The 26,666-nt window shown below is 61.2% G+C and carries 26 protein-coding genes; 25 read left to right on the forward strand and 1 reads right to left on the reverse strand.

All coding sequences use genetic code 11. The annotated features are described in order from the left end of the window. Positions 1-3: 3 nt before the first annotated feature. The 11 genes from mrdA to rsfS all read left to right on the forward strand — a co-directional run bounded on the left by mrdA (position 4) and on the right by rsfS (position 11,025). Entirely contained in the window at positions 4-2,073 is a 2,070-nt protein-coding gene (gene mrdA / locus DWX25_RS03160; RefSeq protein WP_117735139.1) for a penicillin-binding protein 2, read from the forward strand. Between the two features lie 9 nt (positions 2,074-2,082). Next, positions 2,083-3,309, forward strand: coding sequence for an FtsW/RodA/SpoVE family cell cycle protein (locus DWX25_RS03165; protein ID WP_117799077.1), 1,227 nt, complete (start codon positions 2,083-2,085; stop codon positions 3,307-3,309). An 18-nt stretch (positions 3,310-3,327) separates the two neighbouring features. Then, the gene (locus DWX25_RS03170; RefSeq protein ID WP_117799078.1) at positions 3,328-4,257 is read left to right on the forward strand and encodes a YcjF family protein; all 930 of its coding nucleotides are present in this window, start codon (positions 3,328-3,330) and stop codon (positions 4,255-4,257) included. 10 nt (positions 4,258-4,267) lie between these two features. After that, complete coding sequence (locus DWX25_RS03175; protein WP_117799079.1) at positions 4,268-6,145, forward strand: TIGR03960 family B12-binding radical SAM protein; 1,878 nt, start codon at positions 4,268-4,270, stop codon at positions 6,143-6,145. After that, positions 6,142-6,954 (forward strand): TIGR03936 family radical SAM-associated protein, encoded by an 813-nt coding sequence (locus DWX25_RS03180; protein ID WP_117735143.1) that lies wholly within the window; start codon positions 6,142-6,144, stop codon positions 6,952-6,954. The genes DWX25_RS03175 and DWX25_RS03180 overlap by 4 nt, the downstream gene beginning before the upstream one ends. A gap of 67 nt (positions 6,955-7,021) precedes the next feature. Then, entirely contained in the window at positions 7,022-7,396 is a 375-nt protein-coding gene (gene rplU, locus DWX25_RS03185; protein WP_035138585.1) for a 50S ribosomal protein L21, read from the forward strand. A 33-nt stretch (positions 7,397-7,429) separates the two neighbouring features. Then, positions 7,430-7,687 (forward strand): 50S ribosomal protein L27, encoded by a 258-nt coding sequence (gene rpmA / locus DWX25_RS03190; protein WP_089573443.1) that lies wholly within the window; start codon positions 7,430-7,432, stop codon positions 7,685-7,687. An 85-nt stretch (positions 7,688-7,772) separates the two neighbouring features. Beyond that, positions 7,773-9,239 (forward strand): GTPase ObgE, encoded by a 1,467-nt coding sequence (obgE, locus tag DWX25_RS03195; RefSeq protein ID WP_199406634.1) that lies wholly within the window; start codon positions 7,773-7,775, stop codon positions 9,237-9,239. A gap of 3 nt (positions 9,240-9,242) precedes the next feature. Next, positions 9,243-9,920, forward strand: a complete 678-nt coding sequence (gene nadD / locus DWX25_RS03200; RefSeq protein ID WP_117735145.1) for a nicotinate-nucleotide adenylyltransferase — start codon at positions 9,243-9,245, stop codon at positions 9,918-9,920. An 87-nt stretch (positions 9,921-10,007) separates the two neighbouring features. Beyond that, positions 10,008-10,541, forward strand: coding sequence for a bis(5'-nucleosyl)-tetraphosphatase (symmetrical) YqeK (gene yqeK, locus DWX25_RS03205; RefSeq protein WP_199412313.1), 534 nt, complete (start codon positions 10,008-10,010; stop codon positions 10,539-10,541). Between the two features lie 28 nt (positions 10,542-10,569). Then, positions 10,570-11,025, forward strand: coding sequence for a ribosome silencing factor (gene rsfS / locus DWX25_RS03210; protein WP_022094751.1), 456 nt, complete (start codon positions 10,570-10,572; stop codon positions 11,023-11,025). A 96-nt stretch (positions 11,026-11,121) separates the two neighbouring features. Here rsfS and dinB read toward each other — a convergent pair whose 3' ends face one another. Continuing rightward, positions 11,122-12,375 carry a DNA polymerase IV gene (gene dinB, locus DWX25_RS03215; RefSeq protein ID WP_117794422.1) on the reverse strand — a complete coding sequence of 418 codons (1,254 nt, stop codon included), beginning with the start codon at positions 12,373-12,375 and terminating at the stop codon, positions 11,122-11,124. 201 nt (positions 12,376-12,576) lie between these two features. Here dinB and rpsP point away from each other — a divergent pair, with 201 nt between their 5' ends. The 14 genes from rpsP to DWX25_RS03285 all read left to right on the forward strand — a co-directional run bounded on the left by rpsP (position 12,577) and on the right by DWX25_RS03285 (position 26,660). Continuing rightward, positions 12,577-12,918: a 30S ribosomal protein S16 gene (gene rpsP / locus DWX25_RS03220; RefSeq protein ID WP_117735148.1), complete on the forward strand. Its 342-nt coding sequence runs from the start codon at positions 12,577-12,579 to the stop codon at positions 12,916-12,918. 42 nt (positions 12,919-12,960) lie between these two features. Further along, a complete protein-coding gene (locus DWX25_RS03225; RefSeq protein WP_229042092.1) occupies positions 12,961-13,206 on the forward strand; it encodes a KH domain-containing protein in 246 nt (81 codons plus the stop codon). A gap of 34 nt (positions 13,207-13,240) precedes the next feature. Continuing rightward, positions 13,241-13,732: a ribosome maturation factor RimM gene (gene rimM / locus DWX25_RS03230; RefSeq protein ID WP_233505236.1), complete on the forward strand. Its 492-nt coding sequence runs from the start codon at positions 13,241-13,243 to the stop codon at positions 13,730-13,732. A gap of 10 nt (positions 13,733-13,742) precedes the next feature. Beyond that, a complete protein-coding gene (trmD, locus tag DWX25_RS03235; protein WP_117799081.1) occupies positions 13,743-14,501 on the forward strand; it encodes a tRNA (guanosine(37)-N1)-methyltransferase TrmD in 759 nt (252 codons plus the stop codon). 2 nt (positions 14,502-14,503) lie between these two features. Continuing rightward, positions 14,504-15,067, forward strand: coding sequence for a signal peptidase I (gene lepB, locus DWX25_RS03240; RefSeq protein ID WP_117799082.1), 564 nt, complete (start codon positions 14,504-14,506; stop codon positions 15,065-15,067). Between the two features lie 59 nt (positions 15,068-15,126). After that, entirely contained in the window at positions 15,127-16,038 is a 912-nt protein-coding gene (locus DWX25_RS03245) for a glycine--tRNA ligase subunit alpha (protein WP_006236091.1), read from the forward strand. Positions 16,039-16,041: 3 nt separating this feature from the next. Then, positions 16,042-18,138: a glycine--tRNA ligase subunit beta gene (gene glyS, locus DWX25_RS03250; RefSeq protein ID WP_117799083.1), complete on the forward strand. Its 2,097-nt coding sequence runs from the start codon at positions 16,042-16,044 to the stop codon at positions 18,136-18,138. A gap of 34 nt (positions 18,139-18,172) precedes the next feature. Then, positions 18,173-19,048, forward strand: coding sequence for a pyruvate, water dikinase regulatory protein (locus DWX25_RS03255; RefSeq protein WP_117799084.1), 876 nt, complete (start codon positions 18,173-18,175; stop codon positions 19,046-19,048). Between the two features lie 297 nt (positions 19,049-19,345). After that, positions 19,346-22,096 (forward strand): pyruvate, phosphate dikinase, encoded by a 2,751-nt coding sequence (gene ppdK / locus DWX25_RS03260; RefSeq protein WP_117799085.1) that lies wholly within the window; start codon positions 19,346-19,348, stop codon positions 22,094-22,096. Between the two features lie 210 nt (positions 22,097-22,306). Further along, the gene (rplS, locus tag DWX25_RS03265) at positions 22,307-22,648 is read left to right on the forward strand and encodes a 50S ribosomal protein L19 (protein ID WP_006236098.1); all 342 of its coding nucleotides are present in this window, start codon (positions 22,307-22,309) and stop codon (positions 22,646-22,648) included. Between the two features lie 93 nt (positions 22,649-22,741). Next, entirely contained in the window at positions 22,742-23,530 is a 789-nt protein-coding gene (locus DWX25_RS03270) for a ribonuclease HII (RefSeq protein WP_117742722.1), read from the forward strand. Between the two features lie 189 nt (positions 23,531-23,719). Beyond that, positions 23,720-24,205, forward strand: coding sequence for a YraN family protein (locus DWX25_RS03275; RefSeq protein ID WP_117799086.1), 486 nt, complete (start codon positions 23,720-23,722; stop codon positions 24,203-24,205). Next, positions 24,205-25,728 (forward strand): YifB family Mg chelatase-like AAA ATPase, encoded by a 1,524-nt coding sequence (locus DWX25_RS03280; RefSeq protein ID WP_117735158.1) that lies wholly within the window; start codon positions 24,205-24,207, stop codon positions 25,726-25,728. The genes DWX25_RS03275 and DWX25_RS03280 overlap by 1 nt, the downstream gene beginning before the upstream one ends. Beyond that, positions 25,725-26,660 (forward strand): DNA-processing protein DprA, encoded by a 936-nt coding sequence (locus DWX25_RS03285; RefSeq protein WP_369831512.1) that lies wholly within the window; start codon positions 25,725-25,727, stop codon positions 26,658-26,660. Before DWX25_RS03280 ends, DWX25_RS03285 begins: the two co-directional genes overlap by 4 nt. Positions 26,661-26,666 lie beyond the last annotated feature (6 nt).

Raw genomic sequence — 26,666 nt, forward strand, 5'->3', positions numbered from 1 at the left:
TAGATGTCTTCCCAGATGACGGTTATTATCGCCGGTATCGTGCTGGTCGTGGCCATCGTGGTCGCGCTGGTCATCATGCGTCGGGGCGATTCCCGTTTTACCTACGATACGCAGCATGGAACGGCCCCGCGCGCCACCGAGGGCGAGGGCAATACCGCGGCGACCGCCTTTAAGGGCCGCTTTTCCATCCTCACCGCGGGTGTGGGCGCGATGTTTGCGGCGCTTGCCGTCAAGCTGTGGGGCATGCAGATGGTCTCGTCGGACTATTACGAGAAGCAGGCTAACAGCAATCAGACCCGCACCGTTACCACACCCGCTGTGCGCGGCCGCATCCTCGACCGCAATGGCGTGGCGCTTGTCCAGAACCGTCCCTCACTTGCTGTCGTGGCCTACCGCGATCTTGCCGAGGATGAGGTTCTGGTTCGCCATCTTGCCAACGTGCTCGGTATGCCCTACGTGGCGGTTCTGCGCAATATCCAGGACAATTCCGAGGGCGCCCAGAGCCTGCATACCATCGCGACGGATGTCCGTCGCTCCACGGTTGCCTATATTCAGGAGCATGCCGGCGAGTTCCCGGGCGTCAAGATTGCCGAGCGTACCGAGCGCCAGTACCCGTACGGCGAGACGGCCTGTCACATTTTGGGCTATACAGGCACCATTACCTCAGAGCAGCTCGAGGCCCAGAATAAGAAAACCTCTGGCGTTGATGATGCTTCTGCTGGCCGGATTACGTACCAGTCGGGCGATATCGTGGGCCAAGCGGGCGTTGAGAGCTACTACGAAAATCTGCTGCAGGGTATTCGTGGCGAGCAGACCGTCAAGGTCGATGCCTCGGGCAATGTGACCGGTCAGGCCGGCGCCGTGCCCGCGAAGGCCGGCTCCGACATTAAGCTCACGCTCGACCTTAAGATCCAACAGGCCTGTGAGACGGCGCTGGCGAGCGCTATCGAGCTTGCCAAGACCACTGGCTACAGCAATGCCGGCAACGGCGCCGTGGTGTGTCTCGATCCCAACAATGGCGAGATCCTGGGCATGGCCAGCGAGCCCAAGTTCGATCCCTCCGTCTTTATCGGCGGCGTCTCAAATGACGTGTGGACCGAGCTCAATGATGACGAGGGTTCACACCCGCTGCTCAACCGCGCCATTAGCGGACAGTACATGTCGGCCTCGACCATCAAGCCACTCTCGGCACTGGCCGGTCTTGAGTTTGGAACCTACACCTCAACGCAGACAACCAACTGCACGGGCTATTGGACGGGCCTGGGTAAGGCTTGGGGCAAGCGCTGCTGGCTGCATTCCGGCCACGGCACCATGACGCTGCAGTCGGGTATCGCCAACTCGTGCGACCCCGTCTTCTACGACATGGGCAAGGCGTTCTTCTATGACGAGCAACATCCCGAGGGCCTGCAGGAGGTCTTTCGTCGCTGGGGCCTAGGCAAGACCTGTGGTATCGATCTGCCGAGTGAGGGCGCGGGCCGTATTCCCGATGCCGAGTGGAAAGAGTCGTACTTCACCGATGCCTCTGCCGAGGATCGTAAGTGGAATGCCGGCGATATGACCAACATTGCCATCGGCCAGGGCGACATCCTGGTGACGCCCCTGCAGATGGCGTGCGCCTATATGGGTCTTGCCAACGGCGGCAAACAGTACGTGCCTCACGTGTTTTTGTCTGCCGTGTCGCGCGATGGCGACGGCGATGCCTATAAGTACAACGGCAAGGGCAAGAAGAAGCGCCTGGAGGCCAAGATCAACAGCGATTCGGATTTGGCTCTTGTTCGCAACGGCATGCACGACGTGATTTACACGGCATCGACGTCCCTGGCGGCTCACTTTGGCACCCTGACGCCGCAGGTATACGGCAAGTCGGGCACGGGCGAGAAAAGCGGCGAGGACGAATACGCGTGGTTCTGCGCCTATGCACCGGCCGATGATCCCAAGTATGTCATCGCTACTGTCCTGGAGCAGGGCGGCGGTGGCTCAGATACCGCGATGCATGTCGTGCGCGACGTGCTCGGCGTGATTTATGACGAGCCCGATACCTCTTCGGCCTCGGGCGATTCTTCGGTTCGATAGGAGGTTGCGATGGATTTTTCTCCGGCGGATCTGTTCCGTTCAACCAAGACCGGCTCTCGCAGCAGCCTGGACCGCGTCAACAAGCAACTTTCGGCCTCGCGCGGCACGTTTCGCCAAAAGGTGCATATCGGTGTGCTCGTGGCTACTGTGGCGCTTGTCGCCTACGGTGCCATCATTATCTGGTCGGCTTCGCAGTTTAAGGCCGATGCCTCGTTCTCACGCCATCTGCTGGGAATTGGCATCGGTGCGGTGCTGGCGGTGCTGGTCTGGCGTATCGACCTGCGCGGTATTTCCAATTTCTCGACGGCGTTGCTCGTCATCGACCTGATCGTGATCTTTTCGCCCAAGATTCCGGGTCTGTCCTATACGGGCGGTCTGGGCATGACGGGCTGGATCAAGATTCCCGGTATCGGCTTGACATTCCAGCCGGTTGAGCTTGCCAAGCTCATCACCATCTTCTTTATTGCTACGCTTGGCTCGCAGTATAACGGTCGTATCGATACCGCTCGCGACTACGTCAAGCTCTGCGGCATGCTGTCCATTCCGTTTTTGGCCGTCGTTGCCATGGGCGACCTGGGCTCGGGCCTGGTCGTGCTGGTTTCGGGCGCCATCGTCATTTGTATGAGCGGTGCGCGCCGCGAATGGGTGCTGTCGACCCTAGCCCTGCTCGTGGGCCTGGTGGCCCTCGTCCTGGCGCTCGATTCGGTCTTTGATTCGTTGCTCGGCCACGATGTGCTCATCAAGCAGTATCAGATGAACCGTCTGACGGTCTTTATCGACCCCGATAATGCCGATTCGGACGATGCCTACAACCTGCAGCAGTCGCTTATCGCCGTTGGCTCGGGCGGCTTCTTTGGTAAGGGCTTGGGCCATGCGACGCAGTCGGCCGGCGGCTTTCTGCCTGAGTTCCACACCGACTTCGTCTTCGCCTTCCTGTCCGAGACCTTTGGCTTTTGCGGTTCCTTTTTGCTCCTGTGCCTCTACGTGCTGTTGATCTTTTCGACGATTCGCGTCGCCTTTAAGTGTGAGTCGCTGTTTTTGCGTCTTTCGTGTGTGGGCATCGTTGGCATGTGGGCGTTCCAGACCTTCGAAAACATCGGCATGTGCATCGGCATGATGCCGATTACCGGTATTCCGCTACCGTTTATTAGCTTCGGTTCGTCTTCGATGATGATTCAGCTGCTGACGGTGGGTATCGTACAATCCATATGGCGGCATCGTTCGGGCGCCGCGTAACCGCTGGAGGAGTTTGCTATGAAAATTCCCGTAGATAAGCTGACCCGCGCTTTTAAGATGGGCGCGTCCGTTAAGAAGGATTCCGATACGCCGGTGCGCGTCTCGGTCTATCTGGATTCGTCCGCCTCGCGCTTTCTGGCCGAGACGGTGCGTGACGCCTTTGTGCCGCAGACGACCTCGGGCATTGTGCGCGTCGAGCGTCTGGGGGAGGAGCGAATTGCTCCAAAGACCGATACTGATGTGGCACTGGTGCTCTCGTGTGGTTCTGACCGCTTGGAGAGTGCCGTGCAGGAGCTCGTGATCGCCGGCGCGCCCGTATGCGTGCTTGCCGAGTCTGCTGTGGAGGCGCCGTTTATCGAGGAGTCCACGCCCATGCTCGGCGTGGTAGCGGCAACCGATAAGACGTATCTGCTCGAGACGCTTGCCCGCTGGATTCTCGATCGCACCGACAAGGAAACGGCTTTTGCGGCGAACTTTGCCTTCATGCGCATCGCGGCGGCCAATCGTATTATCACCTCGTGCGCGCTTACCAATATGGCGACCGGTGCGTTGGTGTTTTTGCCGGGCGCCGATTATCCCGTTATGGCGCTGGCGCAGGTGGGTATGCTCTTTGAGCTCGCTGCCGTCTTTGGGCGCGGCATTAAGCCCGAGCGCGGCTACGAGGTCGCGGGCGTGCTTGCCGGCGGTCTTGTGATCCGCGCGGTCACCCGCGCGCTCGTCAAGCAGACGCCGCATATTGGGTTTGCCGTCAGGGCGCTCACTGCTGCCGCGGGCACCTATGGCATGGGCCGTGCGCTCGTTTCGCTCTACGAGCGCGATGTCGACTACAGCCGTGCCAACGAGGTGGTCACTGCCACGTTCTCCCGCGTTCGCGATCTGGTGACCACGGTCGCGGGCGCTACCCGTCCTATGGCGTCCTACCAGGACGCATCCGATCTCGCTGCTTAGGGGTTTTCCGTTGCGCGTTGCATACCAAGATTGTTTTCATTTAATTGAGCCGCTGCTCGCCAAGGTCGAGAAACCGAGCCGCTATATCGATCACGAGTGGGGCACGCTTTCCAAGGCCGATGCCGATTACCGTTGTTGCCTGATCTATCCGGACGTATACGAGGTCGGTCTGCCCAACCAAGGTATCGCCATCCTCTACAACATTCTTAACCAGGCCGAGGGCATCTCCTGCGAGCGCGGCTATGTGCCGTGGCCCGATATGGGTGACGCCATGCGCGAGGCGGGTATTCCGCTGCTGTCGCTCGAAGGTGCCGCCCCCGTCGCTTCGTTTGATATGGTCGGCCTGCATGTGCCGCACGAGATGGCGGTGACGAACTTCCTCGAGGCTCTCGACCTCGCTGGCATTCCGCTGTTGGCGGCCGACCGCACCGAGGACGACCCCATTGTCATCGCCGGTGGTCCTTCGGTGTACAACCCCGAGCCGTACGCGGCCTTCTTCGATGCCATCCTCATCGGCGAGGGCGAGGAATCGCTGCTCGAGACCTGCCAGCTGCATCGCCGCCTGCGTGACGAAGGAGTCCCGCGCGCGCAGATTGTTGAGCAGCTTGCATCCATTGCCGGCAACTACGTGCCGTCGCTCTATGAGGTTTGTCACGACGATCCCTGCTCGCCGCATGGCTACACCGTGCCGCGTGAGGGCAAGGATGCGCCGACCGTGGTCTACAAGCGCGTCGTCGAGGACTTTGGTGCCACCAATCCGCTGTCGCAGTCGTGCGTACCCTATGCACAGCTGGTCCACGACCGCCTGTCTATCGAGATCCTGCGCGGCTGCGCCCGCGGGTGTCGTTTTTGCCAGGCAGGCATGACGTATCGCCCGGTGCGCGAGCGCTCGGCCGACCAGATCGTCTCGTCGGTGATTCAGGGTCTGGAAAAGACCGGCTATGACGAGGTGTCGCTGACCTCGCTCTCCACGACCGACCACTCCTGCATCCGCGACGTGCTCGGCAGGCTCAACCGTCGCCTGGAGGATACGGGTATTCGCGTGTCCATTCCGTCGCAGCGCCTGGATTCGTTTGGCGTGGATATGGCCGAGTCGGTCGCCGGCGAAAAGAAGGGCGGCCTGACGTTCGCGCCCGAGGCCGGCAGTCAGCGCATGCGCGACATCATTAACAAGAACGTGACCGAGGAGGACCTGGACCGTGCAGCCAAGGCGGCCTTCGAGGCCGGCTGGAACCGCATGAAGCTCTACTTTATGATGGGCCTTCCCGGCGAGCGCGACGAGGACATCGTGGCCATCGCCAATCTGGCCGATCACGTGCTGGAACTCGGTCGTTCCGTGGTGCCCAAGGCTCGTCGCGGCTCGATTTCGGTATCCATCTCGGTTTCGGTCTTTATCCCCAAGGCTGCCACGCCGTTCCAGTGGTGCCCGCAGCTCGATTACGACGACGTCAAGCGTCGCCAGAAGCTGCTTATCACGAGCGTTCGCAACCGTGCCGTCCGCGTGCATTACCACGATGCCGAGACCTCGCTCATCGAGGCCGCGCTGTCCCGCGCCGGTCGTGACATGACGCCCGTCATCATCGATGCTTGGCGTGCGGGCTCTCGCTTTGACGCCTGGGTAGAGCATTTCTCGCTCGATAGCTGGAAGGGGGCTGCTGCCAAAAACGGCATCGACCTCAATGAGCTCGTGCACCTGCCCTACGAGTTGGACTGGCGCCTGCCGTGGGAGCACGTGAGCCCCGGTTGCACGCGCGGCTTCCTCGAGCGCGAGTACCGACGCTCGCTCGAGGGTGTCACGACTCCCGACTGCACCCGCACGTCGTGCACCGGCTGCGGAATCTGCCCCACGCTCCACGCCAAGAATGTATTGATGGGTGATCGCGCATGAGTGAGCGCCTGACCGACAACCCCACGCTCTTTAGACTTCGTGTTCGCTATGGCAAGCGCGATCGCCTTAAGTACCTGGGCCATCTCGAAGTAATCCATACCATTGAGCGCATCGTGCGCCGTGCGGGACTTCCCTATGCCGTCACGCAGGGCTTCTCTCCGCACATGCGCGTGGGCTTCTCTTCGGCGCTACCGGTGGGTACGTCGTCGACCTGCGAGTGGTATGACCTGTTTATGACCGAGTTCGTGGCGCTCGACGAGGCGTTTGGGCGCCTGGCTGCGGCGTCTCCGGCCGATCTGGCACCCATCGAGGCGGCGTACATCGACGTGCGCACGCCGGCGTTGACGGCGCAGCTCACGCGCCTGTCGTATCGCATTGACCTGCACTTGGATCCCGAGGCGCCCGTAAGCGCCGACGAGGTGCGTCGCGCGATCGACGCACTGCGCGCGGACCATGGCATCGACTACGCGCGCGGCAAAAAAAGCAAGCGCTTGGATTTGGATCACACGCTCGTGGGCTATGAGCTCACGGCGGGGGATCGCCCGGACCATTTGGTGCTCATGCTCGACACCCATGCCGACAACGAGGGCTCCATGCGTCCGGAAATTTTGCTTTCCGCTGCTGATGTTTTGTTGCAGGGCTTGACCCCGGGCGTGGATGCACCTATTGTTTCCACCGGTATGCAAGACCTCGTGACCATCTGCTCCTACGATGTCGAGCGTCAGAATCAAGCATGCGAGGACGACGAGGGCCGACTCGTCAGCCCCATACCTGTGCGAACTTGTGGATTTGCTCCACATACTCGTTGACGGGGGTATTATCGCCTGCTACTATATTCGGCTGTTGCACTAACTGATGCATGAAGGGCAAGTAAACATGTACGCAATCGTTAACACGGGCGGCAAGCAGTACAAGGTCGCCACCGACGATGTCATCACCGTCGAGAAGATCGAGGGCAATGAGGGCGACAAGGTCACCCTGCCGGTCATCTTCCTCAACGATGGTAAGAAGATCGTCACCGATCCCGACAAGCTGGCCAAGGCCAAGGTTACCGCTCAGATCGTTGAGCAGTTCAAGGGCGAGAAGCAGCTGGTCTTCAAGTTCCACAAGCGTAAGCGCTATCGTCGTCTGAAGGGTCATCGTCAGCAGCTCACCAAGCTGAAGATCGTGAAGGTCCAGGCTACGTCCCGCGCCAAGAAGGCTGTCAAGGCAGAGGCCGAGGCTGTTGCCGAGGCTCCCGTCGCCGAGTAGATTACACTCGTAACGAAAGAGTAGGTATACACAATGGCACACAAAAAAGGACTCGGTTCCTCCCGTAATGGCCGTGACTCCCGCGGTCAGCGCCTTGGCACGAAGCGCTTCGCCGGCCAGACGGTAACCACGGGCACGATTCTCGTCCGTCAGCACGGCACGCACATCCACCCGGGTGAGAACGTTGGCCGTGGCAAGGACGACACGCTGTTCGCGCTGGTCGACGGTACCGTTGAGTTCCACAAGGGTATCAAGCACAGGGTCAGCGTACGCCCGCTCGCGAACGCGTAATTCACCCTTCATAGAGCACATATGTGGGAGGCACTTGAGTTTTAGGATTCAAGGGTCTCCCTCTTTTTTGTAGGAGGCGATTCTGTTGTCACAGTTCACCGATATCAGCCGCATTAACGTTTGCGGCGGCGACGGCGGAGCCGGATGCATGTCGTTTAGGCGCGAGGCATTTGTTCCCAAGGGCGGCCCCGATGGCGGCGACGGCGGTCGTGGCGGCAATGTCGTCATCCAGGCCGATGCTCAGCTGTCTTCGCTGATCGATTACCGTTTTAAGCATCACTTCCGCGCCGAGCGCGGCACGCACGGCCAGGGCGCTCGTCGCAATGGCAAGAGCGGCGAGGACCTGATTCTTAAGGTCCCTATGGGTACCGTGGTGCGCGAGCTCGACCCCGAGACGCAGACCCCGATGTTCGAGATTGCCGACCTGGTGCACGATGGCGAGCGCGTCGTCGTGGCGCCCGGCGGTGCCGGTGGCCTGGGCAATACCCACTTTGTGACGTCGGTGCGCCGCGCGCCCGCGTTCGCTCAGCTGGGCGAACCGGCCGAGGAGCACTGGATTGAGCTCGAGATGAAGCTTATGGCCGATGCCGCGCTCGTGGGCTTTCCCTCGGTGGGTAAGTCTTCGCTCATTGCGCGCATGAGTGCCGCCCGTCCCAAGATCGCTGACTACCCGTTTACCACGCTCGTGCCAAACCTCGGCATGGTGCGTGCCGGCGAATATTCTTACGTCGTTGCCGACGTCCCCGGCCTTATTGAGGGCGCGAGCGAGGGCAAGGGGCTGGGCCATCAGTTCCTGCGCCACATTGAGCGCACGGCTTTGATCATGCACGTCGTCGACATGACGGGCGGGTTTGAGGATCGCGATCCGGTCGAGGATTATCGCATTATTAACCGCGAGCTCGAGCAGTATGGCGCCGAGCTTTCGGAGCGTCCGCAGATCGTCGTTGCCAACAAGTGCGATGCGCCGGGCACGGCCGACAAGATTGCCGACCTTAAGCGTGCGGCGCTCGACGATGGCCATATGTTCTTTGCCGTGTCCGCCGTGACTGGCGCCGGCCTCAACACGCTGATGCTTGCCGTGGGCGAGCAGGTGGCTAAGCTTCGCGCCGAGCTGGCGGTCTCTGATGAGCCGGTCGTTCTGCGCGACGATGAGTGGGAGCGCCGCCGCCTGCAGCGTGAGAAGCGGTTCCGCATTGTCCAGGAAGAGCCCGGTGCGTTCCGTGTGGTTGGTCGCGCGATTGAGCGCATGGTCATCCAGACCGACTGGGAAAACGAGGAAGCCATCATCTACCTGCAGCATAAGTTTGCGCGCATGGGTGTCGACGATGCGCTCGAGAAGGCCGGCTGCCGTGCGGGCGACGAGGTCCGCATTTGCCAGCGCGCCTTTGACTTTGAGGGCGCCGAGGACTTCTCGGAGTACGAGGAGCTCGAGGATGCTGGCGAGGACGTTGCCGTTGAGGCCATTGACGTGGCCGATGCTGCGGATGAGGGCGTCGAGGTTGTCGATGTGGCGGATGCCGCGGACGATGTCGAGACTCCGGAGGGCGAGTAAGCCATGTCGCTGCGCGGTGGAATCGGTCTGCCCGAGCTTCCTCTAGAGGTTGGGCAGGAGTTTAGGCTTGGCATTATGGGTGGCACCTTTGATCCCATCCATTACGGACACCTGGTGACCGCTGAGCAGGCGCGCGAGTCCCTCGACTTGGATGCCGTGCTCTTTATGCCGGCGGGCACGCCTGCCTTTAAGCTTGACAAGCCGGTGACGCCTGCCGAGGACCGTTATGCCATGACGGTTCTCGCCACCGCCGCGAACCCGGCCTTTTTGGCGAGCCGGTTCGAGATCGACCGTCCGGGCGTAACCTATACGGCCGATACGCTTCATGCCCTTCGCGACTTTTACCCGCCGCAGGTAAAGCTCTACTTTATTACGGGCGCCGACGCAATTATCGATATTGTGACCTGGCATGATGCCGAACGAATCGCTGAGCTTGCTACCTTTATTGCGGCGACGCGACCGGGCTTTGATATCGATACGGCGCGTGCCCGAATCAAAGAGTCGGGTCTGCCGTTCGACGTGCGCTATATCCAGATTCCGGCGCTGGCGATCAGCTCGACCAACATTCGTAAGCGAGTTGCCCGCGGTATGAGTGTGCGCTATCTTACGAGCGAGTCCGTGCTCGGCTATATTCGTAAACGCGGGCTGTATGCCGATCTGGGTCAAAAAGATTTTGAGTGATGGGGGTCTACGTTGCCGGTAGAGGATCAGTTTGAGGGCGATGAGCGCGCGCTGCTGGCGCGTATTCATGGGCTGCTCGATGTTCGCATGAAGGATAAGCGCAAGCGCTATGTCCATTCGCTTGGTGTTGCCGAGACTGCGTTGCACCTAGCCGAGGTGTACGGTGTCGACCGCTTTGATGCCGCCGCCGCCGGCCTGATCCATGACTGGGACAAGGTGCTCTCCGACGACGAGCTGGTCACGCGCGCTCTGCATTATGGCATTAAGATTGCCGGCTCTCCTTCCGCTGCGACGCCGCTTTTGCATGGCCCTGTTGCCGCCTGTGAGCTTCCGCAGCTTTTTCCCGAGCTGTCGCCGGCGGTCTTTCAGGCTGTCGACCGTCACACCGTGGGCGCTTGCGACATGATGCCGCTCGATATGGTGGTCTTTGTTGCCGATGCCATCGAACCCAACCGCCACGGCGATTATGCCCATGCGCTGCGCAAGATGGTGGGGAAGTCCTCGCTCGACGAGTTGTTCTTCTCCTGTTTTGCGCAGGGTCTGGTCTATGTGATTCAGACCGGGCGTTATCTTTATCCCACGGCTATTACGATTTACAACCATTACGCCCAGCTGCGCTAGCTCGGGTGCGTCTAGAAAGAGGTATTCCATGGCCGACGAGACCATGACCGACGAGCAGATTCTTGAGGGTGTGGAGCACAAGAGCTTCGCCGCCACGTCCGACCGCACCGCCGCCTCGCTGTCCGCGAGCGGTGTCGCCGCCGAGGATGTCGCCCGCGCCGCCGCGCAGGCCGCCTACGACAAGAAGGGCGAGGACGTGCAGGTGCTCGACCTGACCGAGCTTTCCGATGTGTGCGACTACTTTGTGCTCGCCACCGGTACCAACAACCGCCAAGTCGATTCGATCGTCGACGAGATCGAGGAGAAGGTCGCCGAGGCTTGCGGCGAGCATCCGTTCTCCATCGAGGGCCGTGAGCAGAAGACCTGGATGCTCATGGACTACGGTTCTGTTGTCGTCCACGTCTTCACTCCCGAAGCCCGCGACTTCTACCGCCTAGAAAAGCTCTGGGGCGACGCCCCCCAGCTCCCCCTCAACCTCCTCTAGTAGCTCATTTGAGACGGGGTTTAGCTAACCTCACGCATATCGCCGGGCAGTTGCGGTTTTCCGCAGCTACCCGGCTTTCTTTTTACCCAAAGGTGGTTAATCGTTGAAGCGGGATTGGCGGCCGAAGGATAGGGCGGTGTCGCCGAATTTGTCTCGGACGGCGTCGATGGCGACGGAGAGGTCGCGGCGGTCGCTGGATTGGGCTCCGCGGTCATCGATCTCGCAGAACAGGTCGGTTTGGATCCCGCCTTGGTGATCGAAATCGCTCATGCCGATGCCAGCTAAGCGAACATGCATGCCTTCCTGCCAGATGTTGTCGAGCAGTTCGAGTGCAACCGCCACGAAGATGTTCTCATCGTCGGTCGGATGAGGCAGCCGCCGCTGCGCCGTTCGCCCGCTTCCATACGAATACTTGAGCTTGAGCGTCACCGTGGCGCCCGTTAGTCCCTGACGGCGCAGACGGCGTCCCACTGACTCTCCCAACAGTGCAATCGCCGCTTCGATGTCCCCACGCTCAGTCAAATCTTTCGCAAAGGTGCGCTCATTGCTCACCGATTTAACCTCGCGTTCCTCATCAAGACTCGTGACTTCGGAAACCTCGAGTCCCAGAGCACGCTGGCGCATGCGTACGCCGTTGACACCAAAAATAGAGGCCAAGGTGGATTCCGGTGCACGTGACAGCTCGCCGAGCGTGTAGATGCGCATGCGGCGCAGTCGCTCTTCGGCCGAGCGCCCGATGCCGCTCATGGCAGATACCGGCAGCGCGGCCAAAAAGCGCTGTTCGGTTCCGGGACGCACGATGGTCAATCCAAACGGCTTGTCCCGCTCACTTGCGATCTTTGCGACCGTTTTGTTGCAGCCGACACCGATGGAGCAGGTCACGCCGAGCGCTGCCACGCGGTCGCTTATGCGTCGTGCAACCTGCAACGGGTCTTCGGGCGCAAAGCGACCCGGTGTGATATCGATAAAAGCCTCGTCGATGGATACGCGCTCAACGCGCGGGGTCTCGTCGGCGAGAATCGCCATGACCTGCGCGCTGACCTCGCGGTAGCGATCAAAATGCCCATGCGTCCAAATGGCCTGCGGACACAGGCGCCGTGCCTCGGCCGAGGGCATGGCGGAATGCACGCCAAAGCGACGCGCCTCGTAGGAGCAGGTCGATACAACACCGCGAGAATCGGCGTCACCGCCCACGATGAGCGGCTTGCCGCGCCACTCGGGGTGGTCGAGCATCTCCACGCTCGCAAAAAACGCGTCGAGGTCCATGAGGCCCACCGCCGGTCCCGTCCAGGGCGGCGGCGTGACGCCCGCAGCATCCTCATAACCGTATGTATGTTCGCGTCTTTTCATGGCATGAGTATACCGCGCAGCTCATGTGGGGTGCGTGGATGTGCTTGCAAATCGCGAATTCTTGTCTAAGATATGGATTTGCCTTCGACTACACCGAAGAAGTTGGTCTCACGGACTTCACCTGCCCGCGTCGATGGCGTATTATATTCAAATGTTTGTTTGTAGTTGCAGCCTAAAGCTGCTTGGTTGGAGGAGTTTCCTTTGGCAGTCAAGATTCGCCTTGCTCGTCACGGCGCTAAGAAGCGTCCGTACTACCGTGTCGTCGTCGCCGATTCCCGCGCCCCGCGTGACGGTCGTATCATCGAGGAGGTTGGCCGCTACAACCCGATGACCGCCCCCAAGACCATCAACCTCGATCTCGAGAAGATCGCCGACTGGCAGGCAAAGGGTGCTCAGCTCACCGACGCTGTCGTCGCTCTGGTCAAGGCCGCCAACGAGGGCGAGAAGACCGAGACCGTCGTCAAGAAGTCCAAGAAGCAGCTCGCCAAAGAGGCCGAGGCCGCTAAGGCTGCCGCTGAGGCCGCTGAGGGCGCCGAGGAGTAAATCGTGCCTGAGGTTGACGCTGCACAGCTCGAGGGTGAGGCAATGCTCTCAGATCGCATCGCCGATCTCGTCGAATATCTCGTTGTTCAGATCGTCGACGACCCGGATTCCGTGAGCCTTGAGGTCATCGATGGCGAAGACGCCTCTACTATTGAGGTTTCGGTTGCCGAGGATGACGTCGCTAAGGTCATCGGCCGTCGTGGCCGTACTATCAAGGCCATTCGCACGCTCGCCCGTGCACTGGCCGCTCGCCTCGACACTGCAGTCGAGGTAGAGGTTCTGGGCTAGGACCTTGAGGTCCCAGTACAAAAACATCGCCCGTGTGGTCAAGCCGCACGGAAGGAAGGGGGAGGTCCTCGCGCAGCCGCTGCGGGGGCTTCCTTCTGTATTGGAGCCGGGTATGCGCATCGCCTTGACGCCGCCGGCACTCAAGCGCGACCGCTTTTGCAAGGTCGTGTCCGTCACCGATACGGGCGATGGCGATCTGGTCTTGTTTGAGGGCATTGACGACTTGACGGCCGCCGAGGGCATCACGGGATGCTATGTGCTGGCAAATCGTGACGATTTTGAGCTCGATTCACTCGACGCCGCCTATACCGACCTGATGGGTCGCGAGGTGGTCGATGAGCGCTTTGGCTCGCTCGGCACGATTGTCGAGATTATGTCGACGCCCGCCAACGATGTTTGGGTTGTCGAGGGCGATCGGTACGGCGAGGTGCTGATTCCCGTGATCGAGCAGGTTGTGCTCGATCTTCCCGATCAGGGGGCAATTTCCGTCCACGTTATGGACGGCTTGATCGATATGGACAAGTAGGGAGGACAACATGCTGATCGAGACCCTTTCGGTCTTTCCCGAGATGTTTGAGCCCGTTATGTCCACATCGATTTTGGGCCGCGCCCGCAAGGCCGGCCTTTTTGATTTTAAGGCGTATAACCTGCGCGACTGGACGCACGACCGTCATCGCACCGTCGATGACGAGCCGTACGGCGGCGGGCAGGGCATGCTCATGAAAGTCGAGCCCATCGCCGAGGCCATCGAGGCTATTAGCTCCGAAGGTCCCAAGCCCACGGTTGTGTTCTTTACGCCCTGCGGCGAGCCCTTTACGCAGCATGTGGCCGAGCGCCTGCTCAAAAGCGAGCGCCTGCTGTTTGTGTGCAGTCGCTATGAGGGCGTCGACGAGCGCGCGTATGCGTATGCCGATGAGCGCTTGTCGATCGGCGACTACGTGCTTACGGGCGGCGAGCTTCCCGCTATGGTCGTTGCCGACGCCGTCGTGCGTCTGATTCCCGGCGCCCTTGGTGACGAGATGAGCAACGTGGACGAGTCGTTTTCGACTGCCGAGGACGGAGGCCTGCTCGAGTACGCGCAGTACACCCGTCCGGCCGAGTTCAACGGCGAGGGCGTGCCTCCGGTGCTCGTGAGCGGCGACCACGCCAAGGTCGATGTTTGGCGTCGCAAGAACGCTATCGAGCGCACCTGCCGCTGGCGTCCCGATCTGATCGAGACTGCACGGCTCACGCCCGAGGAGCGCGCGTACGCGCAAGAGATTTTGGACGCGTCGTATTCGCTAAGCGAGGAGTGAGAATGGTTCCATCGCAGCATTCCGTGCTAAAGGGTGCCTTTGAGTGGATCGTGGTCGTCGCGATTGCGCTCGTCGCCACCTTTTTGATTCGCTCGTTTGTGGTTGAACCCTTTGTGGTGCCTACCGGCTCCATGGAGTCTACGATCGAGATTGGCGATCAGATTCTGGCGCAAAAGGTGAGCCTCGAGCTCGGTCAGCCCGTCAAACAGGGCGATATTGTGGTATTCCACAACCCCGATGGCACCTCCGAGCACGATGTTCTCGTCAAGCGAGTTATTGCCACGGCCGGCCAGACGGTCGACCTTCAGGACGGACACGTGGTCGTCGACGGCCAGGCGCTCGATGAAGACTATACGACCGGCATGAGCTGGCCGCTTTCGGTCCAGGCGCCCGCTGCTCAGGTGAGCTATCCTTACACCGTCCCTGACGGGTGCGTGTGGGTGATGGGCGACAACCGCGAGAACTCTGCCGACTCCCGCTACTTTGGCCCGGTCGACCGTTCGGACCTGATCGCCGTGGCGCTTGTTCGCTACTGGCCGCTCAACCGTATCGGCGCTATCGACTAAAAACCGCTATAGTACAGTACCTAACCGTGTAATCGTTTCGACGAGGGGATATTAGAGGCATGAACGCTTCATCGCTTTCCTTCCAAGACATCATCCTGCGTCTCCAGCAGTACTGGGGCGAGCAGGGCTGCGTCATTATGCAGCCCTATGACTCCGAGGTCGGTGCCGGTACCTTCCACACCGCGACCACGCTGCGCTCGCTCGGTCCCGCCGAGTGGCGCACCTGCTATGCGCAGCCCTGCCGCCGTCCCGCCGACGGCCGCTACGGCGAGAACCCCAACCGCATGCAGCACTACTATCAGTTCCAGGTGCTCATCAAGCCCTCGCCGGTTAACGCCCAGGAGCTCTACCTGGGTTCGCTGGCCGCCATTGGCCTGGACCCCAACGACCATGACGTCCGCTTTGTCGAGGACGACTGGGAGAGCCCGACGCTCGGCGCCTGGGGCCTTGGCTGGGAGGTCTGGCTCAACGGCATGGAGGTCACGCAGTTTACGTACTTCCAGCAGGTGGGCGGTATCGAGGTCGACCCCGTGCCCGTCGAGATCACCTATGGCCTGGAGCGTATCGCCATGTACGCTCAGGGCGTCAACTCGGTCTACGACCTGGTGTGGAGCTACCTGCCCGACGGCACGCCCATGACCTACGGCGACGTGTTCCTCGAGAACGAGCGCGAGTTCAGTGCCTATAACTTTGAGGTCGCCAACGTCGAGATGATGCGTCAGAAGTTTGACGACTACGAGGCCGAGTGCCATTCCTGCCTGGAGCGCAAGCTTCCGCTGCCGGCGTACGACTGCGTCATGAAGTGCAGCCACGCTTTCAATCTGCTCGATGCCCGCGGCGCGCTGTCCGCGGTCGAGCGTGCCAACTACATCCTGCGCGTCCGCGCCGTTGCCAAGGCGTGCTGCGAGGCCTATATGGCCGAGGTCGCCGGAGTTAACGAGAATGCCGATCAGGAAGGCGAGGTGGCGTAAGCCATGGCAGACGCTAAGGATTTCCTGTTTGAGATCGGTACGGAGGAAATGCCCTCCGCACCGTTGAACAATGCCGTCAAGCAGCTTGGCACCATGATCGCCAAGGGCCTCGACGAGGCCGGTCTGGCCCACGGCGAGGTCCGCGTGATCTCGAGCCCGCGTCGTCTGGCTGCACTCGTTGCTAACGTCGCCACCGCGACCGATGAGGTTCACGAGGTCAAGCGTGGCCCCGCGGCCAACATTGCCTTCGACGCTGACGGTAACGCCACCAAGGCCGCCCAGGGCTTTGCCCGCAAGTGCGGTGTGGCTGCCGAGGACCTGGTCCGTCGCGAGGACACTGACGGTCGCGAGTATGTGTTCGCCGAGAAGAACATTCCCTCCGTACCGGCTACGCCGATTCTGACCGCTCTGTGCGAGAAGACCATCGCCGGCCTGCAGTGGCCCAACTACCGCAGCCAGCGCTGGGGTCACGAGCATGCGACCTTTGTTCGTCCGGTCCGCTGGATCTGCTGCCTTTTGGGCGAGGATGTTGTGCCCGTGTTGTTTGCCGACGTGACGAGCGGCAACACCACGCGCGGTCATCGCGTACTTGGCCCTGGCGACTATGTGGTTGCCAGCCCCGCTGTTTACGAGCAGGTGCTCGAGGACGCCGGTGTGCTTTCTGCCGAGCGTCGTCGTGAGGCCATCCTTGCCGGTATCGCCGAGGTCGAGGCTGCCCGTCCCGGCTGCCATGTCGATACGCCCAAGAAGGTCTTTGAGGAGGTCATTAACCTCTGCGAGTGGCCGACGGTGCTCGTCGGTACCTTCGATGAGGAGTTCCTCAAGGTCCCGCACGAGATCATCTGCGAGTCCATGCTCACCAACCAGCGCTACTTCCCGATCTATGACGGCGAGGGCAAGCTCACGCGTGAGTTCGTGGTCGTTTCCAACAGCAAGCCCGAGAATGCCGAGCGCGTGATCGACGGTAACGAGCGCGTCGTGCGCGCCCGTCTGGACGACGCAAAGTTCTTCTACGAGGAGGACCTGAAGATCTCCCTCGACGAGTTCCGTGAGCGCCTGGCCAAGGTTGCCTTCCAGGAGAAGCTCGGTAGCGTGCTCGCCAAGTCCGAGCGCATCGAGCAGCTCGCGCTCGCTATCGCCCGCGAGGCTCATCTGGGCGCCCACCTTGCCGCCGATGCCGCTCGCGCCGCGCACCTGTGCAAGGCCGATCTGGTGTCCAACGCCGTCGTCGAGTTCACGAGCCAGCAGGGCGTGATGGGCGGTTATTACGCGACCGCGATGGGGGAGAACGACGAGGTCGCCCACGCCATTCGCGATCACTATCGTCCCCGCTTTGCCGGTGACGAGCTGCCCGAGGGCACCGCTGGCTGCATCGTGGCCTGTGCCGACAAGCTCGATACCATTGCCGGTATCTTTGCCATCGGCGAGCCCCCGACCGGCTCCTCCGACCCCTATGCGCTGCGTCGTGCCGCTATCGGCATCATCAACATCCTGCGCGACCGCCTGCCGATCGACCCCACGTCGCTCATCGACTTTGCGCTCGAGCTCTATAGTGAGCAGGGCATTGAGTTCGACGCCACCGAAGTCGCCCAGCAGGTTCGCGACTTCTTCCATGGCCGCCTGGTGAGCATGGCCCGCGACGAGAAGATCCCGGCCGATACCGTTGCCGCCGTCTCTGCGGTGCACATCATCGCCCCGTCCGTCTTCTTCGCCCGCTGCGCCGCTCTCGATGAGGCCCGCAAGAACGATGCCGAGACCTTCGACAACCTGGCTACCGCCTATGCTCGCGCCGCGCACATCTCCAAGCCCGAGCTGGGTGCGGAGTACGACCGCAGCCTGATGGGCGAGGTCGAGCTTGCGCTTGCCGACGCCTCTGAGGCCGCTCAGACCGCCGTCGATGCTGCTCTCGCCGCCGAGGATTATCCTGCCGCATTTGCTGCCCTCGCCGCCCTGCGCGCGCCCATCGACCGTTTCTTCGACGAGGTTATGGTCATGGACAAGGACGAGCAGCTCCGCGATAATCGCCTTAAGCTGCTCAACCGCTTCGAGGCCGTTTTCTCCGGCATCGCAAACATCGGTGAGCTTGCCCGCAAAAAGTAAGCCAGCCTGCGCATAAGCGCAAAAGGAGCCCCGCATGGATTGCCCGGTCACCGCTCGTCCCACCGTTATCGTTATCTCCGACTCGCTCGGTGATACCGCTTGTGAGGTGGTGCTTGCGGCGTCCGGGCAATTTGATGAAGGGGTTTTTCATCTCTTGCGCCTGCCCAAGGTGAACTCGGTGGAGCAGGTTAAATCGTTTGTGGGTCCGCGCGTCGATGCGGACCATCGCGATATTGCCGTATTCCACACCATTGTCGACCCGGCGCTACGTGCTCGTGTGCTCGATTACCTGGGCATGCTGCATATTCGCTCGGTCGACCTGATCGGCCCGACGCTCGCCGTGCTGTCGTCGCTCATCGGTGTACCGCCCAAGGGCGTCGCGGGCGTGATTCACAAGACCGATGACCGCTATTTCCATCGTATCGAGGCCATGGAGTATTTCGTTGAGCACGATGACGGGCGCGGCTGCGACGATCTGTCGGGTGCCGATATCGTGCTGCTGGGCGTATCGCGCACGTCCAAGACGCCGCTGTCGATGTTTTTGGCCTTTCAAGGTTACAAGGTTGCCAATGTTCCGTTGGCCCATGGCATGGAGCCGCCCAAGTCAATTTACGAGGTCGACCCGATGCGTTTGTTTGGCCTGATTTCGACCGTCGACGTTATTTCCGAGATTCGCGATAGCCGCTTGGGCGATGACTACGCCCGTGCCGTTGCCGGCTCCTATGCCGAGCCCGAGAGCGTGCGCAGCGAGCTCGAGGAAGCTCGTGCGCTCATGAAGCGCCTAGGCTGCTTTGTGGTGCGTACCGACGGCAAGGCCATCGAGGAAAGCGCTGCCGAGATCATTAGCCACTTGGAGGAAATCCAAGAAGCCCGCGCCCGCCGCGCCGCCAGTCGAGTGCAGCAAAGTTAGCTCATTGGAGTAGTTAAAAAGCCCCGTCCTAAATAGACTACCTCAAAATAATGCACGATAATGATAAAGCGATTTAGCAAGAAACCTGCATTTGACCTGCATTTCTCTTGCAGTGGTATCTTCATAAGGTAACCACCTTTATCTACCGTTTACCGCCAGTTTTAGCACGTTTACCAAACCGCGCATCCTCTGCTTAAGCCCGCTCAAAACCCGCCGTATAGTTCCCTCACGGCCCGCATCTGGCGGGTCGATTCGTTACCACGGTCGTGCGCGTAAGTGCATGGAAGGGGAAGTATCGTGAGCGATTGCAAGAGGGTTTACCGTTTTGGAACCGACGCCCAGGGCACCCGTGTCACTGAGGGCGACAAGTCCATGAACTTCGTGCTTGGCGGCAAGGGCGCAAACCTTGCCGAGATGAGCCGTATCGGCCTGCCGGTTCCCGGTGGCTTTACCATTACCTGCCAGACCTGTGTCGAGTACTCCGGTGCCGGCAACGTGTGGCCCGAGGGCGCACTCGATGAGATCGTTGCTGCCGAGGCAGACCTCGAGGCCCGTTGCGGCAAGAAGCTCGGCGACGCTTGTGACCCGCTGCTCGTCTCGGTTCGCTCGGGCGCTCCGTTCTCCATGCCCGGCATGATGGACACGGTCCTCAACCTGGGCCTCAACGACGATTCCGTCCAGGGCCTTATCGCCCAGACGCAAAACCCGCGCTTTGCCTGGGACAGCTATCGTCGCTTTATCCAGATGTTCTCCAACGTCGTCATGGGTGTCGATGCCGACTTGTTCGAGAATGCCCTGACCCAGGTTCGCCTGGTCGCCGGCGTTCGCGTCGACTCCGAGCTTTCGGCCGAGGACCTGCAGGAGCTCGTCGATACTTTCAAGGGCATTTTTTCCGATAACGTCGAGGCCGCCCTGTACCCCGAGCTCGAGGTCGCGGACGGCAAGCCCGTCTTCCCGCACGATCCGGAGCTCCAGCTGCGCCTTGCTATCCAGGCCGTCTTCGGCAGCTGGATGAACGAGCGCGCCTGCATCTACCGCAAGCAGCACGGCATTTCCGACGACCTTGGCACCGCCGTCAACGTCCAGGCTATGGCCTTTGGCAACAAGGGCGAGACCTCTGCGACGGGCGTCGCCTTTACGCGTAATCCGGCCGACGGCACCAAGGAGTTCTACGGTGACTTTCTGGTCAACGCCCAGGGCGAGGACGTCGTTGCCGGCATCCGCAACACCGAGCCCATTGCCGACCTCAAGACCACCCCGGGCCTCGAGTCCGCAGGTGAAGAGCTTGAGCGTGTCTTCCTGACGCTTGAGGATCACTACCGCGACATGTGCGACATCGAGTTCACCATCGAGCAGGGTAAGCTCTGGATGCTCCAGACCCGTGTGGGCAAGCGTACCGCAACCGCCGCTCTGCGCATCGCTATCGAGATGGTCGAGGAGGGCCTCATCACCCGTGAGGAGGCCGTGAGCCGCATCGATCCCACGCAGCTCGACCAGCTCCTGCACCCGCAGTTCGACTCCTCCAAGAAGTACGAGGCGCTCGCATGCGGCCTTAACGCCAGCCCCGGTGCCGCCGTGGGCGAGGTCGTGTTCTCGAGCGATGACGCCGTCGCGCGTTCTGCCGAGGGCCATAAGGTCATTCTGGTCCGCTGGGAGACCAACCCCGACGACCTTAAGGGAATGGTCGCCGCCGAGGGTATCTTGACGAGCCATGGCGGCAAGACGAGCCATGCCGCCGTTATCGCTCGCGGTATGGGTACGCCCTGCGTCTGCGGCGTCGAGCGCTTCCACATTGACGCGGCCGAGAAGGTCGTGCGCATCGAGGGCAGCGATCGCGTGCTGCACGAGGGTGATATCATCTCCATCGACGGCACTCAGGGCATCGTCGTCGATGGCGCTGTCGATTTGGTCTCCGCTGAGCTCACCGGCGATCTGGACACCATCCTGTCTTGGGCCGACGAGATCCGCCTGGACGAGACCGACGGTCACGCCAACCACGTGCACGTCAACGCCGACAACCCCGAGGATGCCGCGCTCGCGCTCGAGTTTGGCGCCGAGGCCATAGGCCTGTGCCGCACCGAGCACATGTTCCTGGGCGACCGCAAGAACATTATCCAGAGCTTCATCCTGTCCGACGACGAGGCTGTGAAGCAGCAGGCCCTGGCCGATCTGCTCAAGGTCCAGACTGAGGATTTCTTGGCGATGTTCAAGACCATGTCCGGTCGCGATGTGGTCGTTCGCCTGCTTGATCCGCCGCTGCACGAGTTCTTGGATAATCCTCGCGAGCTCGAGGTCGCCATCACCAAGAAGGAGGCCGCCGGCGCTCCCGAGGAGGAGCTCACTGCCCTGCGCGCCCGCCTGCGTCGCATTGACGGCATGGTCGAGTCCAACCCCATGCTGGGCTTGCGCGGCGTGCGCCTGTCCGTCGTCTTTGGCAATCTGCCGCTCATGCAGGTCCGCGCTGTGGCCACGGCTGCCGCCCGCCTTATCAAGGAAGGCGTCGACCCGCGCCCCGAGATCATGGTTCCGCTCGTCTCCATCACGGCCGAACATGTCCAGACCCGCGAGGTCATCGAGCGTGTCATCGCCGAGATATCCTCCGAGGAGGGCGTCGAGCTCAACATTCCCGTGGGCACGATGCTCGAGCTGCCGCGCGCCTGCATGGTCGCCGACGAGATCGCCCAGCACGCCGACTTCTTCTGCTTTGGCACCAATGACCTCACCCAGACGACCTTTGGCTTCTCGCGCGACGACGCCGAGGCCAAGTTCATCCCGCTGTACATGCATAAGAAGATCCTGAAGGACAACCCCTTCGAGACCATCGACTCGGCGGTGCTGGAGCTGGTGCGTATGGCCGTGGCGAAGGGCCGCGCCACCAACCCCGGCATGCACTTTGGCGTGTGCGGTGAGCACGGCGGCGACCCTAAGTCTATCAAGGGCCTGTTCAACGTGGCCGATGTGGACTATGTGTCCTGCTCGCCTTACCGCGTGCCCCTGGCGCGCCTGGCCGCCGCTCAGGCCAAGCTCGAGGCCAAGCGTTCCGCCTAACGTTTTGGGTGTAGACGCCTAGTGTAGCCCCCCTTCATGCCGCCCGTCTCATTCGTGAGGCGGGCGGTTATCATGTGCGGGTTTTGTCTTTTTGTCTGCGTAAAAAATTGTTCTTGCAGCAGAAACCCGCGCGTGTATACTCGAATACGTTTGTTCAACTACGTGCCGGCCAAGGTGGTACGGCACCTCTAGAAGAGTAAGGAATTGCACATGGATTACATCCGCGCAATCGAGCGTCAGCAGATCCGCGAGGACATTCCTCAGGTTCGCGTCGCCGACAACGTCAAGGTTCACTACCGCATTAAGGAAGGCGACCGCGAGCGCATCCAGGTCTTCCAGGGCGACGTCATCCGTATGGCCGGCGCCGGTGCCCGCGAGACCTTCACCGTCCGCAAGATGTCCTTCGGTGTCGGTGTTGAGCGTACCTTCCCGCTTCACAGCCCCAAGATCGCCAAGCTCGAGGTCGTTCGTCATGGTCGCGTCCGTCGCGCCAAGCTGTACTACCTCCGCGACAAGGTGGGCAAGGCTGCTCGCATCCCCGAGAAGCGCTAAGAAGATCGCAGCGTCTGTCCACTCGTTTGGACACAAGGGTCACCTTCGGGTGGCCCTTCTTTTTATCTGATTTGCATGCAAGGAGGGCCTGGTATGGCCAACATGACGAGCTCGGTTTCGGCATCGCAGGTTGCCGGTGAGTTGGCGAGCGCTACGTTTGAGGAGATTCCCGCCCTCGTGGAGCATTATCGCGAGGACCCGCGCCAGCAGGTGATCAAGGCTTGTGAACGCGCCCTCAAACGCCATGCCAAAGAGCTTGCCGAGCGTGAGCGTGTCAATGACATGTACGAGCTTATGCATGAGCTTGGCGGCGATGGGGTGGTCGTTGGTGTCGATGAGGTGGGTCGCGGATCGGTGGCCGGTCCTCTGACGGTGTGCGCCGTCTGTCTTCCTATGGAGCCGCGCGTCTGGGGTATCAACGATTCCAAAAAGCTCACGCCGGCGCGCCGCGAGCTGCTCTCGGTGAAGATTGCCGAGGTGGCGACGGCGATCGGTTTTTGCCATATCGCGCCGAAGGATATCGATGATATGGGCATGGCCCGCGCCATCCGCGCTGCCGTTGCGGGCGCCGTGGCCGATACGGGGCTCGAGCCCGACTGCGTCCTCATGGATGGCAACCCCTTGGGCGCCGTTCCTAACGAGCGCGATGTGGTGAAGGGCGATGCCAAAATCGCCTGCATCGCCGCGGCGTCCATCATGGCCAAGGTCACGCGTGATGAGATGATGGTCGAGTACGACGCCGAGTACCCCGAGTACCATCTGGCCGAGTCGAAGGGCTATGCAAGCCCCGAGCATATCGAGGCCATTCGCAAACATGGACTTTGTCCACTGCACCGCGTGAGCTTTTGCGGAAACTTTTTGCAGACTGAGCGCCTTTTCTAGATCAATTGTGGAGAAAGGGACCCCTGGCGTTTTATAAACCTGCTGGTAGCGGGCCGTGTGCAACGTGATTGTTGCGTACGGCCCATTTTTTGTCGGCATTTGGTCAGCTTTTGGTTTGTTTCCGGTACTTACCCGCATGAAAGGTGCCCTCATCATCGGGGCAATGCAGTGTGCGGGAAAGGAGACCCCATGAGTGCCGCATGCAAAAAGAGCAAGTCGCAGCAGCTCAAGGAGCGTTGGGAAAACGGCGAGCTCGATTGCGGGGCGATGACGCCCGAGCTTATCAAGGGACTCAGCCCCCGCGAGCTGGGCATGCTGGGCGAGCTGATCACCATCGACTACTATAACGAGCGCGGCTACACCTTGCTGGAGCAGGGCTATCGCTGCGCCGAGGGCGAGGCCGATCTGGTGCTGCTCGATGAGCTCGACGATGTCGTGGTGATGGCCGAGGTCAAGACCAGACGCGTTGCACTGGATTGCAACGCGCGGGTCTTTCCCGAGGAGGCCGTGGACGCCCAAAAGCAACGCCGCTATCGCCGCATCGCAAGTTGCTATCTCATGGAGCATTATCCGCTCAAGGCGATTCGCTTCGATGCCGTGGGTGTCACCATTCGTGGCGGGCATATCGCCGAGATCGAGCATCAGTACAACGCGTTCGATTGGCAGGTGTCGTGATGGCGTTCGAGACGTTTGCCGTTCACGCGGCCTGCATCCGCGGCGTCGAGGCGATTCACGTCACGGTCGAGGTCTCGCTTGCCGGTGGCGTTCCGGGCATCCAGATGCTCGGCATCCCGAGTATGGAGGTGATGGAGTCGCGCGGTCGTATTCGCTGTGCGATGCGCTCCGCCGGGTTCGAGATTCCGCGCTCGGGCATTACGGTCAATCTGGCGCCCGGCGATATTCGCAAGACCGGTAGCGGCTTTGATCTGCCCATCGCCATCGCGGTATTGGCAGCCGATGGTCAGATTCCCCGCGACAACCTCGATCGTTGTCTTATTGCTGGTGAGCTTGGCTTGGACGGTACGGTGCTTCCTGTCAAGGGCGAGGTGGCGTTTCAGCTATTGGCGCGTGATATGGGGCTGTCCTTTATCGCCGGCAGGTCCGATCAGCATGTGCCGCTTGCGGGCGTGGATTGCGGATTTATCGATCATTTGTCTCAGCTTGCTCATGGTATGGGCGATGCCGCGCGGCACTACTTGGATTCTGAAGTGCTCGAGGCGACCTTTGAGCCCGAACTCGACTATGCCGACGTGCTAGGGCAGGAGGTTGCCAAACGCGGCATGGCGCTGGCGGCAGCGGGTGAGCTCGGTTTGCTTATGATCGGGTCCCCGGGATCGGGTAAGACGATGCTCGCCCGTCGTATGACCGGCATCCTGCCCGAGCTTTCCGTTGAGGACCAGCAGGAGGCGCTGTGCATCCATTCGGTCTTGGGTGAGAACATTGATGGCTTGTTGGCGGGGCACCGGCCCTTCCGCAGTCCCCACCACAGTATTTCGACCGCAGGCCTTATCGGCGGAGGACGCCCGGTGCATCCGGGTGAGATCAGCCTTGCTCATGGCGGCGTGCTCTTTTTGGACGAGCTTGCCGAGTTTCCCACGGGTGTGCTGCAGACGCTGCGTCAGCCCATCGAACGCGGCTATGTGAGGATCGTACGCGTCGACGGGGCCTTTACCTTCCCGTCGCGCTTTCAGCTGCTGGCCGCGAGCAATCCCTGTCCCTGCGGCTTTTTGGGCGATCGCGAGGTGCCATGCCGCTGCTCGGCATCGATGGTGGAGCGCTATCGGGCAAAGCTGCGCGGTCCTTTGGCCGACCGTATCGACATGATGATCGATGTGACCCGTCCCGACCCCCAAGTGATTATCGAGGGTGCGGAGGGTATGTCGTCGGCCGAGTTGCGTGACTTCGTTGTGCGCGGTCGTGCTTTTCGCGCTTGGCGCGAATCCCGTATGGACGATGCGGACGCCGAGGCCGAGGATGATGAGACGCGGTCCATTGACGGCGTCGTTTCGACCTTTGAGCTCGATGATGCGGCGGAGAAGTGTGTGCTCGGCCTGTCAAAGCGCACGCATCTCACGGGCCGCGGCATCGTGCGCCTGGTGCGTATCGCACGTACCATCGCCGACGTCGCCGAGAGCGAGCAGGTGACGCAGGATCACGTGCTCGAGGCGGCGATGTACCAGGGAAGGAGGGACCAATGATGGCCGAGGGGACCTTCGAGCTGCATCCAGGTGACGCGTTGTATCCCGAGACCGTTTTGGAGCTTTCTGATGTACCCCAGACGCTCTTTGTGCGCGGCAACCCCGAGGTGCTTTCGACGCCTGCGCTCTCCATCATCGGCGCGCGCAAGGCCTCTCCGTATGGTCTTGCCGTGGCAGAGCTTGCGGCAAAGGTGGCGGTCGAGGCGGGAGTGACGGTTGTTTCGGGCGGCGCGGTCGGTTGTGACCAGGCCTCGGGTTGGGCTGCGGTCAACGCCGGCGGCAAACACGTCGTGGTGCTGGGGACGGGCGCCGACGTGGTTTACCCGCGTTCGAGCGCGGGGCTTATTACTCGCACGCTCGATACGGGTGGCGCGATCGTGTCGATCTCTCCGTGGGGCATGGGTCCGCGCAGGTTTGCCTTTCCGCGCCGCAATCGTGTGATCGCGGCCCTGTCGCAAGCCCTCTTTGTATCCGAGGCGGGTATGCCTTCCGGGACGTTTTCTACAGCCGAGGCTGCTATGGATTTGGGGCGCGAACTTCTTGCCGTGCCGGGGTCGATCCTATCGCCCGAGTCGCGTGGCACGAATTACCTCATTGCGAACGGTGCCTGCTGCATCATCGACGAGGAATCTATTGAGATGGCTATTTCACGCATCTACGGCACCCTGCGCTACTCGCGCCCCGATGCTCCCGGTATTGCCGACTTGGATCCAACACGGCAGACCGTGATGCATGCGCTCATCGCCTCTCCGCTCAAGGTCGATGACATCGCGGCGCTCGTCTCGCTCGATGCCGTCGGCGTACTCAAACTCCTAGGTTCGCTTGAGCTCGAGGGTCTTATCGAGCGCATGATGGATGGAAGGTATGCGCCCTCCAAGTTTGCCCTTCACGCCCAGACCCCCTTCGGTCACAATGGAAAACGTGTCAATTAGAAAGGT

Source organism: Collinsella sp. AF18-8LB, assembly GCF_003459795.1.
GTDB lineage: Bacteria > Actinomycetota > Coriobacteriia > Coriobacteriales > Coriobacteriaceae > Collinsella.

Excerpts from the sequence above, each read along its gene's own strand:
- DWX25_RS03275 (WP_117799086.1), top strand. The coding sequence starts at position 23,720 with ATGAGTGCCGCATGCAAAAAGAGCAAGTCGCAGCAGCTCAAGGAGCGT.
- DWX25_RS03245 (WP_006236091.1), top strand. The coding sequence starts at position 15,127 with ATGAACGCTTCATCGCTTTCCTTCCAAGACATCATCCTGCGTCTCCAG.
- lepB (WP_117799082.1), top strand. The coding sequence starts at position 14,504 with ATGGTTCCATCGCAGCATTCCGTGCTAAAGGGTGCCTTTGAGTGGATC.
- nadD (WP_117735145.1), top strand. The coding sequence starts at position 9,243 with ATGTCGCTGCGCGGTGGAATCGGTCTGCCCGAGCTTCCTCTAGAGGTT.
- mrdA (WP_117735139.1), top strand. The coding sequence starts at position 4 with ATGTCTTCCCAGATGACGGTTATTATCGCCGGTATCGTGCTGGTCGTG.
- rplU (WP_035138585.1), top strand. The coding sequence starts at position 7,022 with ATGTACGCAATCGTTAACACGGGCGGCAAGCAGTACAAGGTCGCCACC.
- DWX25_RS03255 (WP_117799084.1), top strand. The coding sequence starts at position 18,173 with ATGGATTGCCCGGTCACCGCTCGTCCCACCGTTATCGTTATCTCCGAC.
- DWX25_RS03285 (WP_369831512.1), top strand. The coding sequence starts at position 25,725 with ATGATGGCCGAGGGGACCTTCGAGCTGCATCCAGGTGACGCGTTGTAT.
- DWX25_RS03165 (WP_117799077.1), top strand. The coding sequence starts at position 2,083 with ATGGATTTTTCTCCGGCGGATCTGTTCCGTTCAACCAAGACCGGCTCT.
- DWX25_RS03180 (WP_117735143.1), top strand. The coding sequence starts at position 6,142 with ATGAGTGAGCGCCTGACCGACAACCCCACGCTCTTTAGACTTCGTGTT.
- DWX25_RS03170 (WP_117799078.1), top strand. The coding sequence starts at position 3,328 with ATGAAAATTCCCGTAGATAAGCTGACCCGCGCTTTTAAGATGGGCGCG.
- DWX25_RS03270 (WP_117742722.1), top strand. The coding sequence starts at position 22,742 with ATGGCCAACATGACGAGCTCGGTTTCGGCATCGCAGGTTGCCGGTGAG.
- rsfS (WP_022094751.1), top strand. The coding sequence starts at position 10,570 with ATGGCCGACGAGACCATGACCGACGAGCAGATTCTTGAGGGTGTGGAG.
- rpmA (WP_089573443.1), top strand. The coding sequence starts at position 7,430 with ATGGCACACAAAAAAGGACTCGGTTCCTCCCGTAATGGCCGTGACTCC.
- dinB (WP_117794422.1), bottom strand. The coding sequence starts at position 12,375 with ATGAAAAGACGCGAACATACATACGGTTATGAGGATGCTGCGGGCGTC.
- trmD (WP_117799081.1), top strand. The coding sequence starts at position 13,743 with ATGCTGATCGAGACCCTTTCGGTCTTTCCCGAGATGTTTGAGCCCGTT.
- yqeK (WP_199412313.1), top strand. The coding sequence starts at position 10,008 with ATGAAGGATAAGCGCAAGCGCTATGTCCATTCGCTTGGTGTTGCCGAG.
- DWX25_RS03225 (WP_229042092.1), top strand. The coding sequence starts at position 12,961 with ATGCTCTCAGATCGCATCGCCGATCTCGTCGAATATCTCGTTGTTCAG.
- DWX25_RS03280 (WP_117735158.1), top strand. The coding sequence starts at position 24,205 with ATGGCGTTCGAGACGTTTGCCGTTCACGCGGCCTGCATCCGCGGCGTC.
- glyS (WP_117799083.1), top strand. The coding sequence starts at position 16,042 with ATGGCAGACGCTAAGGATTTCCTGTTTGAGATCGGTACGGAGGAAATG.
- rplS (WP_006236098.1), top strand. The coding sequence starts at position 22,307 with ATGGATTACATCCGCGCAATCGAGCGTCAGCAGATCCGCGAGGACATT.